Annotated in this window: 15 protein-coding genes; 6 read left to right on the top strand and 9 right to left on the bottom strand. The window is 44.9% G+C overall.

Annotated elements, in window-relative coordinates:
- Window positions 1-109 precede the first annotated feature (109 nt).
- The 4 genes from RMO79_RS24020 to RMO79_RS24005 all read right to left on the bottom strand — a co-directional run bounded on the left by RMO79_RS24020 (window position 110) and on the right by RMO79_RS24005 (window position 2,063).
- Entirely contained in the window at window positions 110-619 is a 510-nt protein-coding gene (locus tag RMO79_RS24020; RefSeq protein WP_310485798.1) for a hypothetical protein, read from the bottom strand.
- Between the two features lie 169 nt (window positions 620-788).
- Window positions 789-1,283 (bottom strand): DUF3574 domain-containing protein, encoded by a 495-nt coding sequence (locus tag RMO79_RS24015; protein ID WP_310485797.1) that lies wholly within the window; start codon window positions 1,281-1,283, stop codon window positions 789-791.
- 169 nt (window positions 1,284-1,452) lie between these two features.
- The gene (locus tag RMO79_RS24010) at window positions 1,453-1,893 is read right to left on the bottom strand and encodes a T9SS type A sorting domain-containing protein (RefSeq protein ID WP_310485796.1); all 441 of its coding nucleotides are present in this window, start codon (window positions 1,891-1,893) and stop codon (window positions 1,453-1,455) included.
- 41 nt (window positions 1,894-1,934) lie between these two features.
- Window positions 1,935-2,063, bottom strand: coding sequence for a hypothetical protein (locus RMO79_RS24005; RefSeq protein WP_310485795.1), 129 nt, complete (start codon window positions 2,061-2,063; stop codon window positions 1,935-1,937).
- A gap of 52 nt (window positions 2,064-2,115) precedes the next feature.
- Here RMO79_RS24005 and RMO79_RS24000 point away from each other — a divergent pair, with 52 nt between their 5' ends.
- Genes RMO79_RS24000 through RMO79_RS23985 form a run of 4 tightly spaced genes read left to right on the top strand, consistent with a single transcriptional unit; the run spans window position 2,116 to window position 4,237 of the window.
- On the top strand, window positions 2,116-2,700 hold the full coding sequence (locus tag RMO79_RS24000; RefSeq protein WP_310485793.1) for a dihydrofolate reductase family protein: 585 nt from the start codon (window positions 2,116-2,118) through the stop codon (window positions 2,698-2,700).
- Between the two features lie 30 nt (window positions 2,701-2,730).
- The gene (locus RMO79_RS23995) at window positions 2,731-3,660 is read left to right on the top strand and encodes a branched-chain amino acid transaminase (RefSeq protein WP_310485791.1); all 930 of its coding nucleotides are present in this window, start codon (window positions 2,731-2,733) and stop codon (window positions 3,658-3,660) included.
- A 36-nt stretch (window positions 3,661-3,696) separates the two neighbouring features.
- On the top strand, window positions 3,697-3,951 hold the full coding sequence (locus tag RMO79_RS23990; RefSeq protein WP_310485800.1) for a hypothetical protein: 255 nt from the start codon (window positions 3,697-3,699) through the stop codon (window positions 3,949-3,951).
- 4 nt (window positions 3,952-3,955) lie between these two features.
- On the top strand, window positions 3,956-4,237 hold the full coding sequence (locus RMO79_RS23985; RefSeq protein WP_396136667.1) for a GNAT family N-acetyltransferase: 282 nt from the start codon (window positions 3,956-3,958) through the stop codon (window positions 4,235-4,237).
- A 31-nt stretch (window positions 4,238-4,268) separates the two neighbouring features.
- Here RMO79_RS23985 and RMO79_RS24700 read toward each other — a convergent pair whose 3' ends face one another.
- The 3 genes from RMO79_RS24700 to RMO79_RS23975 all read right to left on the bottom strand — a co-directional run bounded on the left by RMO79_RS24700 (window position 4,269) and on the right by RMO79_RS23975 (window position 9,418).
- Window positions 4,269-4,604: a GFA family protein gene (locus RMO79_RS24700; protein WP_396136669.1), complete on the bottom strand. Its 336-nt coding sequence runs from the start codon at window positions 4,602-4,604 to the stop codon at window positions 4,269-4,271.
- Between the two features lie 192 nt (window positions 4,605-4,796).
- Window positions 4,797-5,543 carry a class I SAM-dependent methyltransferase gene (locus tag RMO79_RS23980; RefSeq protein ID WP_310485790.1) on the bottom strand — a complete coding sequence of 249 codons (747 nt, stop codon included), beginning with the start codon at window positions 5,541-5,543 and terminating at the stop codon, window positions 4,797-4,799.
- Between the two features lie 326 nt (window positions 5,544-5,869).
- Entirely contained in the window at window positions 5,870-9,418 is a 3,549-nt protein-coding gene (locus RMO79_RS23975) for an esterase-like activity of phytase family protein (RefSeq protein ID WP_310485789.1), read from the bottom strand.
- A 328-nt stretch (window positions 9,419-9,746) separates the two neighbouring features.
- Here RMO79_RS23975 and RMO79_RS23970 point away from each other — a divergent pair, with 328 nt between their 5' ends.
- Window positions 9,747-10,352, top strand: a complete 606-nt coding sequence (locus RMO79_RS23970) for a TIGR02466 family protein (protein ID WP_310485788.1) — start codon at window positions 9,747-9,749, stop codon at window positions 10,350-10,352.
- Window positions 10,353-10,551: 199 nt separating this feature from the next.
- Here the strand turns inward: RMO79_RS23970 and RMO79_RS23965 are convergent, their stop codons facing one another.
- Window positions 10,552-12,759, bottom strand: coding sequence for a calcium-binding protein (locus RMO79_RS23965; RefSeq protein WP_310485787.1), 2,208 nt, complete (start codon window positions 12,757-12,759; stop codon window positions 10,552-10,554).
- 235 nt (window positions 12,760-12,994) lie between these two features.
- On the bottom strand, window positions 12,995-14,974 hold the full coding sequence (locus tag RMO79_RS23960; protein WP_396136668.1) for an NAD-binding protein: 1,980 nt from the start codon (window positions 14,972-14,974) through the stop codon (window positions 12,995-12,997).
- Between the two features lie 313 nt (window positions 14,975-15,287).
- Between RMO79_RS23960 and RMO79_RS23955 the strand changes: the two genes are divergently transcribed.
- Entirely contained in the window at window positions 15,288-15,863 is a 576-nt protein-coding gene (locus RMO79_RS23955; RefSeq protein ID WP_310485785.1) for a DVUA0089 family protein, read from the top strand.
- The last annotated feature ends 483 nt before the right edge of the window (window positions 15,864-16,346 follow it).

The following is a 16,346-nucleotide window of genomic DNA, read 5'->3' as shown; positions in this document are numbered from 1 at the left end:
ATGTAAATCCAGCTTCTTTAGAACAAGTGAAAACGGTGGTATTCGGTAAGTTCAATAAAGAATTCAGGTGAAAATCCATATTCAGGAGGAGTGTAAAATGTAGCTGTCGCTACATTTTACACTGTTTAGCCGAGAGAGCCACTGGAACCAAATCGATCGATCGACCTAGCAATTGCTCGATCGATTCTGGTTGCATAGCTTGTAGATATTGGGGCGCAAATTCTGGTGAGAAAAACTCAATCAAAAATCGATTTTCGACCCAAAATTCAACCGCACTGAAGGGGATGCCATCTCCCTGTTTGCGTGTGAGGACGCGCCAGCCCTCCCTCTGTCCGATCTGTTCGATTTGTTGATGGGTGGTGGGTACAGAGATGGCGACATGGGCAGAGACAAAATCGGTAGATGTAGTTTGTCTTACTTTAGCTGCTTCGACATCGGCACCTGGAACCCAGACATCACCCGATTTAAACACCACAATATGAGAGCCATAGTTGTCAAAAGGCATCACGAGATAACTACCTGGAACGAGAAAATTGTATACTTTTCCCTTCCAAATTTCTGCAAGCACGCCAGCCACCCGCAATGGATCGCGAGCATCGATCGACATATGATGAATCATGAGATTAACTCCGTTAAATTAGTTGAACGTCAGCCTGCGATTAAAATCGCGGCTAATGATACAAAGTCCGCCTTCGCGGACTAATATTTCAGTCCGCGAAGGCGGACTTTGTACTCCGAGGAGCGGTTTCTAACCGCTTGGTTGATAACTAACTACTTGAGTCGATCGCTTAAAAAGCGGCACAAGATAAGTTATCGGCACGAAGTACAGATTGTTGTTGAAAAGCTTTGATATAAGCTGTGCGAATTTGTTCGATCTGCTGGCTACTACTTGCCGCAATTGGATAGAGTAATATCAACAGCTTCGATCGTTCTTGCAGGATGGCACCACGAGCATCTTTGAATTGACCTTGCCCAGAAATTACGGTAAAGCCGTCGGGAAATCTAGGCGTAACTTCGCGATCGAGAAACCGTTGAAACTCAGCATTATTTACTTCGGTTCCATTCGGTTTCCGCAATCCAAAAAATAGTTCGGTGCGGGTGACAGGTTTAGCTGCTGGAATATTGCTACAGAGCTGTTGAGGATTTATAGTTGTAGATTGTTGTTCGATCGCATCTGTGCTGGAATAATTTTGAGAGACAGATAAGGTAGAGATACCAATTGTCAACAACCCTGCACAAATTAAACTCTGAGTAATATAATTGTTCCATTCAATTTTTCTCATCACTGACAATTGTTTTGGGTAGTATTGTCCGACTCACAGAGTGGACTGGGCTAGGGTAGCGATCGCCGAACTTTGAAATAATTCATCGATCGACGATCGCTTATTTATTCGCTATTGCCAGAGATTTAATCGTTGGTGCAGCCTCTCTACAAGAGAATCGACTCAACTATCAGCGCGCATCAACAGTAACTTGGTACTTGATTTTATTGGCGTTAAATTGCGCGCTCTCAACGACTATGATATAATTTCCTGCATTTAGATTATTGCGCGTAAATGAGTGAGAAAAAGAACCAGAACTTTTAGCAATTACTTGACCCGATTCGCTAAGTAATGACAAGTTGGTTCTGCCACCATTAGGTGCCACGCCTTCACCAGTTATGCGGAGGTTAGAGCTACCAGTGAGCAGAAATTTTCGGAAATCTTTTAGATCGTCGGTGGCGGTAACATCACCTTTAATCTTCCGAGATCCCCCGTCATCGACATTTCCCTCGAAATCTGCGTCTCGGACGCTATTATCGAAATCGGTTGTTGCCAAGGCGGGTGCAGCCAATCCAGTGCAGGTTAATAAGCTGAGTAATGTGAGGTTGAGACAAGATTTGAAGAAATTCATAACGATCGTTCCTGTTTTAGTTGTGGGTTAGGATGAAGGTGTTAACTTGCTCCATATCTCCACAATAAGCTCCCACACATATTTTGACAGCCAGAAAAGATCGGAAAAAGTCCGCTGTTGACGATCCGATCTTTTCCGTTGGCGTAGCCTCTCAGAATGAGAATCGTCATTAGTTAAAAGCTTCGATACAATCGAGTAGTGGTCTTGTGCGGGAGATTCAATATGCGTCAGCTCAAATATTACGTCGCTTGTAGTGTCGATCGATTTATCGCTCATCCAGATGGTACGCATGATGGTTTCCCGATCGAAGGGGAGCATTTTGCCGATTTAATTGCAACATTTCCCGAAACCTTTCCAGCGCGGTTTCGCGACATCTTGGGCATCAGTGGTGAGAATAAGTGCTTTGATACAGTGTTGATGGGACGCAAGACTTATGAAGTAGGATTAAAGGTAGGGATCGCGAACCCTTATCCACAGATGCAGCAGTGTGTTTTTTCGCGCACTCTGAGCGCAAATTTCGATGCTGTTGAGGCGGAAAATGTCGAGCTACTTTCAACCGATCCTGTGGCAGTTGTCCAAGACTTGAAGCAACAACAGGGCAAGGATATTTGGTTGTGTGGTGGTGGCGATTTAGCCACAACGCTATTTTCGGAAATCGATGAATTGATTCTGAAAGTCAATCCCCTCCTGCTCGGAGCGGGTATTTCATTATTTGCAGGTATTTTCAAACAAACTATGTTGGAACTCACCAACAGCAAAGTCTACAACAACGGTTTTATGTTGATTTATTATCAGGTAAAACATTGAATAAAAGTAATTTGAAAAATAGAGAAACTTATGGAAAATTTTTTGCCGATCTCTTATTTTGAAGGGAAGTTTGTGCCTTTTAAGGATGCAAATATCTCGATTGCTACTCACGCTTTGCACTATGGTACTGGAGCATTGGGCGGTTTGCGCGGTTATGTAGATGAAACAAACCCCAGTCAAGCCATTTTGTTCCGACTCGAACGGCATTGTCAACGGCTCAGTAATAGTGCTAAATATCTGCATTACGATCTACCTGCGGATAAAATTCAAGCTAATATAATGGAGTTTGTCAAGCAAAATAAGCCGACTAAGCCATTCTACATTCGACCCTTTATCTACTCATCGGGATTGGGGATTGCGCCGCGTCTCCATGATATCACCCAGGATTTCTTTATCTATGGACTATCTCTTGGTGAAACTTTCGCTAAACCAAATGGTATTAGTTGTCGAATTAGTTCTTGGCAGCGGCAATCAGATCTGAGCTTGCCGCTGCGGGGCAAAATTAGCGGTGCTTATATCACTTCCGCGCTGGCAAAGACAGAAGCTCATGCGGCGGGGTTTGATGAAGCCATCTTGTTAAACTCGCAAGGTAAGGTAGCCGAAGCAACGGGGATGAATATTTTTATGGTGCGTCAGGGTAAACTCTTTACGCCTGGTACCGACCAAGACATCCTAGAGGGGATTACCCGCGATAGCATTATGGTAATGGCACGGAAATTAGGTATTGAAGTAGTAGAACGACCGATCGATAAATCAGAGCTATTTATCGCTGATGAAATTTTCCTGTGTGGGACAGCGGCGAAGATTGCCCCCGTGAGCCAGATCGAAAACTATTTGGTGCCCCAAGTTCCCAACTCGATTACCGCCAAACTTCAGCAGGAGTTGGTTACTATTACTCAAGGTCAGCATCATGATTATCAAGATTGGTTATGTTCGATCGATCTTCAACATGTTAGTTAATCGCAAGACCCTTATCTATCGAGAAAACCATAAATCATGGATATTGAAATTGTACCGTGTTCTGCCGGACACCTTGAAAAACTGATTGAAGGCGCAGATGCTTTTCAACAAGCTTACGGGCTTGAGCCGAGCGATGGATACATGCCTTTTCAAGGGGCACTTGAGTACATTCTCAACCAGATCCAAAGTTCGCAACTTTGGCATCCTTGGCTGCCATATCTGTTCGTTTTTCATCCCGATTTCCTACGGAACGCTTCGCGAACGAGCGGTAGTTGGATTGGGAGGCTTTAAATCAGTGCCAGATGCTCAACGATCGATCGAGATTGGTTACTCTGTCGCCCCAACTTATCAGGGCAAAGGTTTTGCCACATCTGTGGCACGTCAGTTGATTGAAATCGCATTTGCATCGAAGTTAGTGGACTGCGTTTGCGCTCACACATTGGCAGAGCAAAATGCCTCAACCAGAGTGTTAGAAAAATGTGGGATGAACAAAGAATCAGAGACGATCGATCCCGATCTTGGAAATCTGTGGCGGTGGGAGATTAGCTCAGTATCAGCAACAGTTTTGCGTTCTTAACTTAGTGGATTGGAATGCTGGATATTGCGCCTTATGACTCGGATGGGTGTTCATCGAATTGTTTTGCAGTGTCGCCAATTTTGAGCCAACTCGGTTTTTCCGAAACAAACTCGTGAAATTGATTTTCGACGACCATATCCCCATCTATGCAGTTGGCCGACACAGGAAATGAATCACTTTTTGATAGCACCTCCCCAAGTGCGGAACCGCAGACAGAGCAAAAACACCGATCGTATTTGTAAGGAGGTTCGGCCTTGTAGGTAGCTATTTTATCGCGACCGTTAACGATCTGGAAGGTTTCGGATTTTACGAAGACTAAAGTACTTGCTCCAACTTTTCGGCATCGACTACAATGGCATGTGCCCATCATGCGTGGCTCTTCGGTCAACTCAAATCGAACTGTTCCACAACAACAACTTCCTTTAATCATTGCAATCCCCCTTTTATGGAGCCTGTCAGTGTTGTTATAATATAGATCGTTTGAACTACAGTGTCAAGGAAAATATTTTATCATTACAAGTTCAACTGCTCTGGCTTTAATTTTTGTCATCACCTTTTTCTAAACTGCTTGCAAAACATAGAATGTATAACCATAGGAGTCGCTAAATCGTTCAAACATTCGCATCTCTGCTTCAGTTTCATGAATAACCGAGCGAGTAATTGGAGTGATTTCGATCTGCTGCATCCGCTCGCGCAGGGGTTCGTAATAATTGACCCACCAAGCCTGACTCGGCAGCCGATGGGTTGAAAGGACTCTAAAGCCAGACCGATTTGCCCGGTCGATATTCTCAGCCTCAGTCCCCATCATGGGATAGGCATTTTGCCAATACGCGATCGCCGGATCTGGAGGACGATCGATAAACCAACTTAGCTCAGATATAACGGCAATACCGCTGTCAGTAAGCAACGGTCGCCAGAGTTTAAGACCCCGATCGAACCCAAGATGATAAATCGCTCCCTCAGACCAAAGCAAGTCAAACACACCCACTGACCGATCGAGATTAGCCATATCACCTTGAATTGGCATGATTAAACGATCGAGACCGAGCTGTTTTGCCCGCGCTGTCAATTCGTCGATAAAAACCGCAGCAGAATCAACTGCCACGACCGTGCTTTGGTAGTGTTGTGCCAGCAACAATGCACCAGCACCACTGCCACATCCGAGATCGGCAATTCGCGGCTTGAGAGGCAAAGTAGCAAGATTGCTCAAAATATGGCACGAGAAGTCAGAGTCACCTGGCCCTTGACGATCGCGTCCACGGTGTAGATCGATTAAAGCAGCAATGTACTCACTGTCTGTACTCATATAAATTTTTGTGGCTCTAATACCAAGAAACTTTTGCCGTTTTCAGACATCCTCTCAGAGGCTGTTTTAAAAGTCTTATTGGCTTCGATCGTAGATCTAAATCCCCCTGCTTGGTGCGCTAAACCGTTGGGGAACCCAACGAGCGCGCATCCGCTAAATCCCCCTTTTTAAGGGGGACTTTGAATTCTAGAATTCGATCTTAGCCTCCTTGAAAAGGGGGTTTGGGGGATTAAAAATCTACGCATCAACTCAAACGGACTTGTGTATACATGGTAGCCTTTTTAAGGGGGTTGGGGGGATTCTATCTATACTTTTTAAACACCCTCTCATGCAGTCTTAATATTGACATTAATAACAACATCATTGAAATCGCGATCGCCGCCACCATAGAAATCTTCTACGCCAAAAGTATTGTTACCCAATAACCGGAAATGGTCTAATTTATCGGGGTTGGCACCGAGATAGTTAAAGTAAGCATGAATCGCATTTTCGCCACCACTATTTGTCGGATTGAGATTGACAAAATCGGTTAACGAACCTTGAGAAATCAGAATGGGTGCGTAAATTTTACCACCAATTAAATTTTGGTTAGGCTTGTTATCGGTTTTTCCTGCTTGTAAAACTGCGCTTTTGATTGCTTCGATCGCATAGTTAGCATCGCTAGGTTTGACAATACTACCGTTAGCTAGTTTAATCGTTCCTAAAACGGCATCTTCGACGGCGTAGAAAGCAATATTATTGTTATAACCTGCATCACTTGTGGTCGAGAGATCGGCTTTGAGTGTTTTACCAGTATATTCAGATAAATCGATGATGCGTCCTTGGGATAAAGCTTGGGACTTGGCACCGATCGGGATATTTGGTATTGCACCTTCAAGTTTGGAGACATTTAAGCGGATTTCGTCGTTATTAATTGAGATTTGGTAACCATCATTATTACTAGTAACTTTGAATGGGCTATTGCCAACAGCATCGGGGAGTGCAAATAAGAGATTAGTCGGTGTTTTACCGTTAGCAATCTGTTGTTGCAGATCGGAAATCGATCCATCTTGAATCTGAAAAAATTGATACGTTTTATTAGGATTTAAGCCGATTTCACGTTTATTAGTATTAAAGAAACTGCCATTCAGAGTGGAAAAAACTGGCTGGGCTGAGTCGGCTACTAATTTTAGATACCCGGCTGCACCGGGCGCGATGCCGCCGATTTTACCAGTCAGATCGTCAACAGCAAAAAAGCCAATTTCATTAACTTTACTACCAGCTTTTTGACTGATAGCATTGATGCTCAAACCTGTGGTTGTCGCATCGGTAATAAATAAGTTTTTGTTAATAGTAATGCCAGTCGGCGATGTCGGCGGAATTGAAGTTGATGGCGGTGTGGGTGAAGTAGGATTGGTAGGATTCGTGGGTGGCGTGGGAATTGACGGGGGATTTAAAATCTCAGCGATTGAATTTGCCTGAATCCCTTTGAGTAATGCGACATCAACAGTCCCGGCTTTAAGGAGCGTATCGGCTCCCTGTTTGGTAGCCGTTAACTTAGTAATATCGTCGCCGATGCCAGGAATTCCGCCAATTTTGAGCGTATCCGTACCAGTTTTAAAATCGGTAATAATATTTGCTTGAGCTGGTAAAGATGCCAGCGCGAGCAAGAAAATATCTCGTCCATTACCGCCTGTGAGCGTATTTCCACCTAAGCCAGCAAATAAGGTATCGTCGCCATCGCCACCAAATAATCGATCGTTAGTACCTGCAAATAATCGATCTTCCCCCGTTCCACCATCTAATTCATTATCACCTGCTCCGTCGGTAGCATCTAAAACATCGTTACCACCTTCACCGAATAGGCGATCGCTTTTACCAGCATATAGTTCGTCGGCACCATCGCCAGCAAAAATCTGGTTGCGACCCGCAGCAATACTCGCATCGATGATATTATTACGACGATCGCCGATAATTCTGGTATTGGCTTCTTTAATACCGAGTAATAGATCCGCCGGATCGGTGGCGGCGATCGTTTTGGTACTAATAATTCCTGTGACGGGAAGATCTTTAGCTAATTCTAGCAACCCTAATTTTTCGGGTACTTTACTACCAGCAACAACGTTAAAATCGTTGTCATTAATTAAGGCGAGGGTATTGGGTGCTACTAATGCCAAACCTTCGAGTTTTTCGACTCCGGTATAGCCCAATTGTGCGGCATTAGCGATGAGGCTTTTGCTGACGGGGGCAATTTTGGCTGTAGTTAATTCGGCGGGGGTGAGTTGTTCGATCGTTTTACCCGCAGGTAGGGTAAAGTTGGCAGGGTTATTAATATTAGTCGCTGCTGCGAGATCGATTTGATAGATGAGCTTATTCGATGCGGTTGTAGCCAAGTCGTCGCGTTCGACAACGGCAAATTTACCGCCACCGAGGGAGACAGCATCGCCGAGTTTGTCGGTTTTAGCGTTACCAGTACCCGTAATATCGTCGAGCAGGTAAAGATATTCACCCGTGACGGCTTTAGTTGCGGTGTCGAATTCTAAAATGCGGACAGTGCGAGAGGCTCTAGAAACTGTATCGCCAGCATTATCTGGATTATCGATCGGACTTTGGATGAAAGCGTAGAGCTTGGTACCTTCGATCGCGATTGCTTCAAAGCCACGATTGCTGCGGCGTTGGGCGTAGACTTCGGGTAATACTTCGGTGCCGAAAGTCCCGGCGGGGAAGTCGGTTGTGGGGGCTATGGCGGTACCTTTGGGGATAAACCTGTCGAGTAGTTTACCATTGGTGTCGAATTGGTAAATCGCGGGACGATATTCGTCTACCAGCCAGTAGTTACCATCAGAGCCGATGACGATGCCTTCGACATCTGCACCGAGCGGATCTTTGGCCAAAACTTTACCATCGAGATCGACACCAATTTCGTCGGTATAGGCTAAACCATTAGCCCCCGCTTGGAGATTGGGCAATCCGGTGAGTGGTGTCTTACCATCGGCTCTAAATAAGCCCGTGCGCTTGGTAATATCGATCTCGCCAGAAGTGCGATTGAGTTCAAAACTGACGATTTCGGGTTGAAAATTAGGTAAGAAGAAGGGACGATTAGCACCAGTCGGATCGCCATTTGGCCCGCGATCGGTATGGGTGATAAATTTGAGATTACCATTGGCGGCAATCCCTTGGAAATATAAGCCCGAAAAACCACCGAGGAAAATATCTTGTCCTTTGGAGGTGGTACCTAGTTTGGGAAGATTGGTAAAGTCATAGCTCGTTACGTTGCTCCCGGCATTATTGGGTGCTGTCGGCGTGACGGCGACGGTGTTGCTATTGAGGCTACCTGGAGCGGTATTTTTAAGTAGTGCTAGTTGTTGAGTGCCAAAGCTAATCGTGGCATCAGAGCCAGATTTAGCAATAGCTAGATCGCTAAAATTGGTGACACCTGCTAAGTTAATCCTAAGTGTGTCATTGAGTCGATCGAAATCAGTAATGATATTCGGTGTAGTAGGAACATCGACATTGGCAAGCCAAATTACATCCCTACCAGTGCCACTCGTAATTGTATTGCCCCCCAGTCCGCCATAAATCTTGTCATCGCCTGCATCGCCGGAAATGGTATCGTTGCGATCGGCATAAATAGTATCGTCACCATCGCCGCCAGAGAGGGTATTAGAGCCATTCCCATCGGATGTGAGGGTATCATTACCAGCTTCGCCATTGAGTCGGTCGTTGGTATAAGCATACAACTCATCATTACCATCTCCACCACGGAGAGTATTGTTACCCCTACCAGCTAACGCGTCTAGGTAATCATTTCCAGCTAAACCCAATAAGGTGTCGTTGCTTTTTCCTGAATCGATAAATAATACATCATCATTAGCGGTACCGTTAACTATCGCCATTAAAATCTCCCTTGATTGATCCAGATAGAAGCTGGATGATATTGTGTTTAAATACTTTTGCCGAGCGAGGATTAACGTTCTTGTCGAAACAATGGATCGGTAACAATGCCCAACTTCTTAACAGTTAATTTAAGATCCTGTCATCACAGACTCAATTAACTAGATTCTGTTATTGTCGTAAGAACGGGCGAGCACACTGATGAGATTGTCGATCGATATCGCTAGTGTATTCTATCACTGCCATTTAGATTCGATCGTTAAATATAGACTATGTAAAAATTAAGGTTCGATTAAGAATAAATATTTAAAGTATTAATAATTAAATTTTATGCCCATTTCTAGAAATGATTGGTTCCCCACTTCTGTTTGGTGCTTTGAAGTCGATAATCATCAACAGTTGAATCAAATCTTGTTACAAGAGATTTACAACGAGCATCAAACCGATCTCGAAGGTGAGAAATGGTCGAATGTACTAGGATGGCACAGTAAAAATGATTTACACAAACGTGAATGCTTCGATAAATTCAACCAAATAATTCTGCAAAACGCGCTAGAAATTGGAGCCTTCTTGAATTGGGATTTACAGTACTTCTCGATCGATATCACTACCTGCTGGGCGATTGTCAATGGTAAACTCGCATCTAACTCTGTCCACAATCATCCGAATTCAATTTTGAGTGGAGTCTACTATCTCCAGGTTCCCGATAATTCTGGTAATTTATTTTTTACCGATCCTCGACCTGCTTCGCAAATGCTCATTCCCCCGATTTCAGAACTAAATTTATGGACTTCGCCCAAGGTTGTTTATAAACCTCATGTTGGCACGATCGTATTTTTTCCGAGTTGGTTATTACATGGTGTCGAGATGAATATGAGTGAAGAAGTTCGCATCAGTCTGAGTTTCAATATCGGGATGTCTCCGATTAGGGAATAGGGGATAGGGAATAGGGAATAGCGAAAAGTGCGGGAACAGGGGTTTCCCCTGTCTTGTCGTTTTCTTATTCGGGGGGAACCCTAGACATAAAAACGCCGCAAGTAGAGCACCTTTTCAAGACAGGAAATAGAAAATAGGATGCTAGATCGAGATCTAGCATCCTATTTTTAGTAACTAATTATCGTTTTTGCGATCGAGATTAGATGAAAGCAAAGTTAGACGAGGTGAGAGTTGTAGTATCGACACCAGTTAGAGTGGCGATCGTGTTACCACCGATGGCGATATTGTTGCCAGTCCGGGTCAAGTCAGCAAATTTAACTCCGCCAGTAATACCTAATACATCAGTACCGATTTGGAAATCTACAACAGTATTGGCACTAGCTGGAGCTTCGCCATTGTAAATCCAGAATTGGTCGGCACCAGCACCACCAGAGAGAGTGTTACCGCCACCGATACCAGCAAAGAATTTATCAGCACCATCACCACCGAGAGCGCGACCATCTTTACCGAGGAAGATAGTATCGTTACCAGCACCACCAGAAACACGGTAGCCGCTAGCATCTGACGCTTCAAAGATATCGTCACCAGCTTGACCGAAAACGCGATCGTTATTAGCCACATAAATGGTGTCAGTACCGCTACCAGTATCAATGCGGTTGTTACCTGCGAGTACGCCAGCAATGACGCTATCGACAGTATCGTTACCAGCACCCGCAAAAACGCTATCGTTGATGCCATCGAAACCTTTGGTGATGCCAGCTTCGATCGTGTCGTTACCAGATGTACCGCCAAACAAGTTAGAGCCTTGAATGAGATTCGCTTTAGGAGCGATTAAGAATGATAGCTGACCGCCTTCAACGAGGTTTTCTTGACGAGTTTTGGTACCATCGTTATTACCATCGATGTTGGTCGCGGTAATAATCGAACCATCCCGCAGGCTGTGAGCTTGGACATCAAAGACAAACAGTTCGCCTGGTTTGGCACCAAACAAACTAGAAACATCCAGAATACCGGAAGTTTCCCAGTTGCCGATATCAGTTGGGCTAGCATCTGTTTGAGTTGCAGGTAAAGCCGTGCGATCGACTTGGGCAATGCGGGTTAGAGTGGAAGAAGGATTAGCAACCGCAGGATCGATGCTAAATAATGAAGCTTCTTGTTTGGAGTTACCAGCAAACAGAGCCGCACTGTTCGCGCGATCTTCGTTTATGTAGATTTTGCCATCGTCAGCCCAGTCGAGGTTATCAGGGCTACGCAAACCAGCATCTTTAGTGAGGTTGCCATCGTTGAGGATGTCAACTTTACCTTTGATGATGCCGCCAGCACTGAAATCGAAGTCAACATCGACCCTGTAAACAACACCATCAACGTTAGGAGTACCATCTACACCTGTGACTGCGAAAGCAGCTTGGGTGCCATCTTTAGGATTGGTGGAAACATCTTCAACGCGAGAGAAAAAGAAAGCCTTAGCTTCATTAGCAAGCTTGATTTGCTGTGCGTAGGTAGCATAACCTAAAGCATCGTAGCCAAGGTCGTTTTGAATAGTTGTATCAGCGTCGGGGCCGTCTACAGCAGTACCTTTTTTGGCAGCATCAAAGTAAGCAATCTCCACAAACTTACCGTTTTTAGAGGTATTGTTTCCTTTGAATTGGTCTTCTTTAAGTTCGATGATATCGTTAGCATCGGCTGGATCGTCAGCAACCCATACAAACAGCTTACCTTGAGCCAAGCCATTACGATCTAAGAAACTGCCATCTTTTTTGGCATTTTTGTCGCCAATGTAGATAGACAGAGGTGCAACGCCATCGTCGCCAATCATGAAAGCAACCTTATCGGTGCGTCCGGTATTTAACTCACTGACGTTCTCCCAACCAGCACGCCCGAATGCTGGTGCTGCATATAGGGTATTGCTTTTTGTATCTAGGGCAAACTGAGTACCGCCAAGAGTTTCTTCACCACTAAAGAAAATACGATCGGCTAAACCGATGCCCGTACCAAATTGGTTAGCTTCAAATAAAGCCGCAGAGCAAAAGCGTTGAATCCCACCGAAGTCTAGATCGGTTGCCGCATCAACAACTTCACCAGCACGGTTGATAATTGTATCGTGAGCTAATCCAGCACCAGTAATTTGAAGTGTGCGTTTGTCAACATCGAAGTAGTTAACTCGTGCGCCAGGGAGCTGGGTGCCATTTTTGAGACTGTATTTGTAGCCATCGGTACTAGCTACTTCATTGACAACCAATAAGCGAACGGTTGTGTCATTGAGCGCGTAAGCACCAATACCATCAAGAATTCCAGCAGGAACGTAGTCACCAATTTTGTCGCCAACGGTAAAGATCGGGTCAACTGTATAACCATTTAGACCTTTAACTTGAGAAGGCTGTGTTGTATCGAAGGAGAGGCTTGCCATGAATTTTTATTGCAGCTCTAGTTGCTGGGATAAATTTTTAGGTTTTCAGACAGCCACATCTTGGCACAGCTTTTTAAAAAATCTGAGTATAAATAAACACGCCAAATCTATAATTCAATCAAACTTAATTATTGAAATATTAATTATATTGAGAACTATTCTTATTAAGATAAAATATTTTTTAGCCCGAATAGATAATTAGGAATTGTCGATACTTACGATCTGGATAATTAAGCTAGTTGACAACAGCTTTGGCTTTGACGCGCACCTTTTCTAACGTCTGCACTAATCGTTGAGCTTGATGTTGGTAAAGCGGAATCTGCAAAATTCCTGGTAAATTATCCATCAAATCTCTAGCAATCCGCAGCGAACAACCGGAGATACGTCCGATGATATTTGCCCCTTCAAAAGTGGATTCTGCGGTCATCGCCAGCTCTACCTCAACCTGCCAAGATTTGGGGTATCGATCGCCGATATCGATCCGCCGCAAACTCTCTGTCGTTGCCAAAACTACCAATCGATCGCCATGAGCCAGCAAAATATCGTCAGTAGGCATTAAGGTTGCGGGATGGGAATTGCGCTGGTGCAGAATGGGCACTACCCCATAACCATAGGCAACTTCAGCTAGTAATAATCGATCGAGTGTGTCGCCTGCTTCAATGCTATATTCAGTGACTAAAATAGTCTGCCGATCGCTGTGAAATAAATTCAGAATATTTTCACCAAATGCTGCTCCAGCAAACACTTCTGCCGATACTGTCTGCATCCCCAATACGCGGGCAGTTGGCAGCGTTTTCATCAGATGTTGGCTCAATCTTTGTCCCGATGTCCGAATTACCAGATCGAGCTGCGGATCGATCGCCTGAACCATTAAGGCAACTTCTAGATTGAGCATTTCATCATCGGTGACGATAATAACGCTTTTGGCGGTCGTTAGATTGGCTTGTGCCAGGGATTGGGCGATATTACCCGTAATTATCGGCAGATCTGGCAAGATCGTGCTGTTGATATCTGGCTGCAAGGTCACGCCCACGACCGCCTGCTGCATCTGCTGTAGCAACAGGGCGACTTGTTGCCCGACTCGTCCTAAACCCACGATGATAATGTGGTTCTGTTGGGGCACGGGCGGTCGTTGCTTGACAAATTGAAATTTTGATGATAGAAGAGATTCGGTGAGAACTGCATACAACACGCCCACAAAAGCCGTACCAGCCAGACTCAAGCCGAGGGCGAAAGTTTGGAGCCACCAGGGAATCGTCGGAATTTTCTCAAAGTTACCAAATAAATCGCCATAGCCGCCTAAGAGTAAGATCGCTGACGCGTAAAATGCCGACACCCAAGTCGTGTTGGGATAATATTGATGAAAGAGGACGGTGGCAATCGCCAGTAACAACACGACAATCAAACAGCAAATTAGAGCCACGCGGCGGACTTGTTGCTGAAAGTTCGATCGCCAAAACCGCGTAAATCGATCGACAGTACGCCGTGCCCAGCGAGCGATCTGGGGTTGTTTAGTTTTTTTGCCAGCAGCAAGCGATCGATCTGGGGTGGCGTGCAGCGAAAACCGATCGGCAATTTCAATATATGTGACTAAATCGCCAGCCGTAACTAACTCTTCAAACTGCCATTGGTAGAAACCTGGCTCGGTTGCAGATCTGGTGTGAGCCAGTAGCTTCTGGCTTCGCGTATCGATCTGGTGTAGCTGACGGGCATTGCACCAAGGATGAGCGGGACTCATGCGTTGTCGCACCACCCGCAACCAGTAACCATCCAAATTGAAAAAGCCTACAGTATCCGTACCCAGTGCGGCAATGGCAAAGGAGTGAGCGGGCAGTTCGATCGGTTCGTAGGCGATAAAATTGCCGAGTTGTTGGCTTAATAATTGATTGAGATTGGTTTTTGCCGATCGCACGACTAGCCGCGTATGGGGGTTGAGTTGGCGGATGGCAAGGGCGATTTCGGCATTGACTCCCTCGTTACTAGTGACAATCAGGGCGGCGCGACAAGCTTGAATTTGGGCTTGCGCCAACACGTTATTTTCACGGCAATCACCAATAATCAGATCGTCTAATAAATCGACTAAATTTGGCACTTCCCAACTTTGAGGAGCTACCTGTTCGATCGCGACGATCTTCACGCCAAATTGGTGGAGAGCCAGCACGCAGTGTTGACCTAAGCTACCCAAACCACACACCAAAAAACGATCTAATTTCATGCGCTTTGTGCCGATCGATTTCGATTGGCGTTGCTGGTTTGCAGTCCGATCTGCCACTTAGCGAAACTTAGAATACCCCGATCCAGCAATACCTGTTTACTTTATCAGCGTAGTTTGACTAGATTGCAGATGAATGAAAATTCCATCACAAAATTACATCTTCGATCGAGATATTATCCAATGGAACTAACACCTGTAGCAATCCGATTTGAGTTCGGTGCTAACAACACATCGATTTGTCAAAATGGTGCTGATGATTTGCTGCAACTCCGTTGGCTCGATTGACTATAGAACACGCTTAATCTATATCGCAATGAAAAAATTTACGCTGGCAACGTTATTGGGAATTACGACAGCAACTATTGGAGTCACGCTGGTTGCGCCTGCTTATGGGGTATCTTTTACCGGATCGTTAGCTAATGCTGATGCGATCGATCTGCTGCCATTTACTTCAACTGGCACGGAATTAAGATTTCAATCGTTTAGCTTCAATGGCGGCACCAATGCTGCGGGAACGGTAATTCCAGCGGGGGGATTTAGCCCAGTGCTGACGATATTTACTGCCAGTGGTAACTATTTTAACGAATATATCGATGCCGAAGATTTAAACTTTACGGCCACTTTATTACCTGGAAATTACCAAGCAGCGATCGGTACATTCGGCAGCTTCTTTGACTTTCCAACTAAAACAAACCTATCGCAAGGTTTCGATGGGAGCGGCGATTTTTTCGGTCTAAATCCAAATTATGCTGTGGATATCGTCGCTGTATCGTCAGCTACTGCAATTCCCGAACCTTCGAGTCTAATCGGCATTACGCTAGCTGGATTGTCCGTGTTTAAATTGAAACGCAAATTAGCAGCCAGGAAAGATAGAGGCTTTAGGCTTTAGAGGCTGTCTGAAAAGATTTTATGTCTTCGATCGTAGATCTGAATCCCCCCTGTCTTGTCTCGCGAAACCGTCGGGAAACCCGACGAGCGCGAGCCGCTAACCCCCTTTTTAAGGGGGAACCGGATCCGGAAGTCCCCCTTAAAAAGGGGGATTTAGCGGCGGTTTTATTCTGGGGGAACCCCGTGACGTAAAAAACCGACAAGACAGGGGAATTTCTAAGGTTTACGCTTAACAAACTAGACTTTTCAGACATCCTCTTAGACTTTAGACTTTAGGCTTTAGGCTTTAGGCTTTAGACTTTAGGCTTTAGGCTTTAGGCTTTAGGTTTTAGGGAATTATAAGTTTTGCGAAATTGAGATAGTAAAGCAGCTAATAATTAGGTATATGCAATTATTTAGAAGATATATTATGTCTGCAACCTAGCTGGTGGGAACTTGCCCACCCTACGCGACTTGCTGTAATTACAAAAAGGTTCTTACAATC

The sequence above is a fragment of the Chamaesiphon sp. VAR_48_metabat_403 genome (genome assembly GCF_031422475.1).
Taxonomy (GTDB): Bacteria; Cyanobacteriota; Cyanobacteriia; order Cyanobacteriales; family Chamaesiphonaceae; genus Chamaesiphon.
This window is presented reverse-complemented; position numbering and strand designations above follow the sequence as displayed.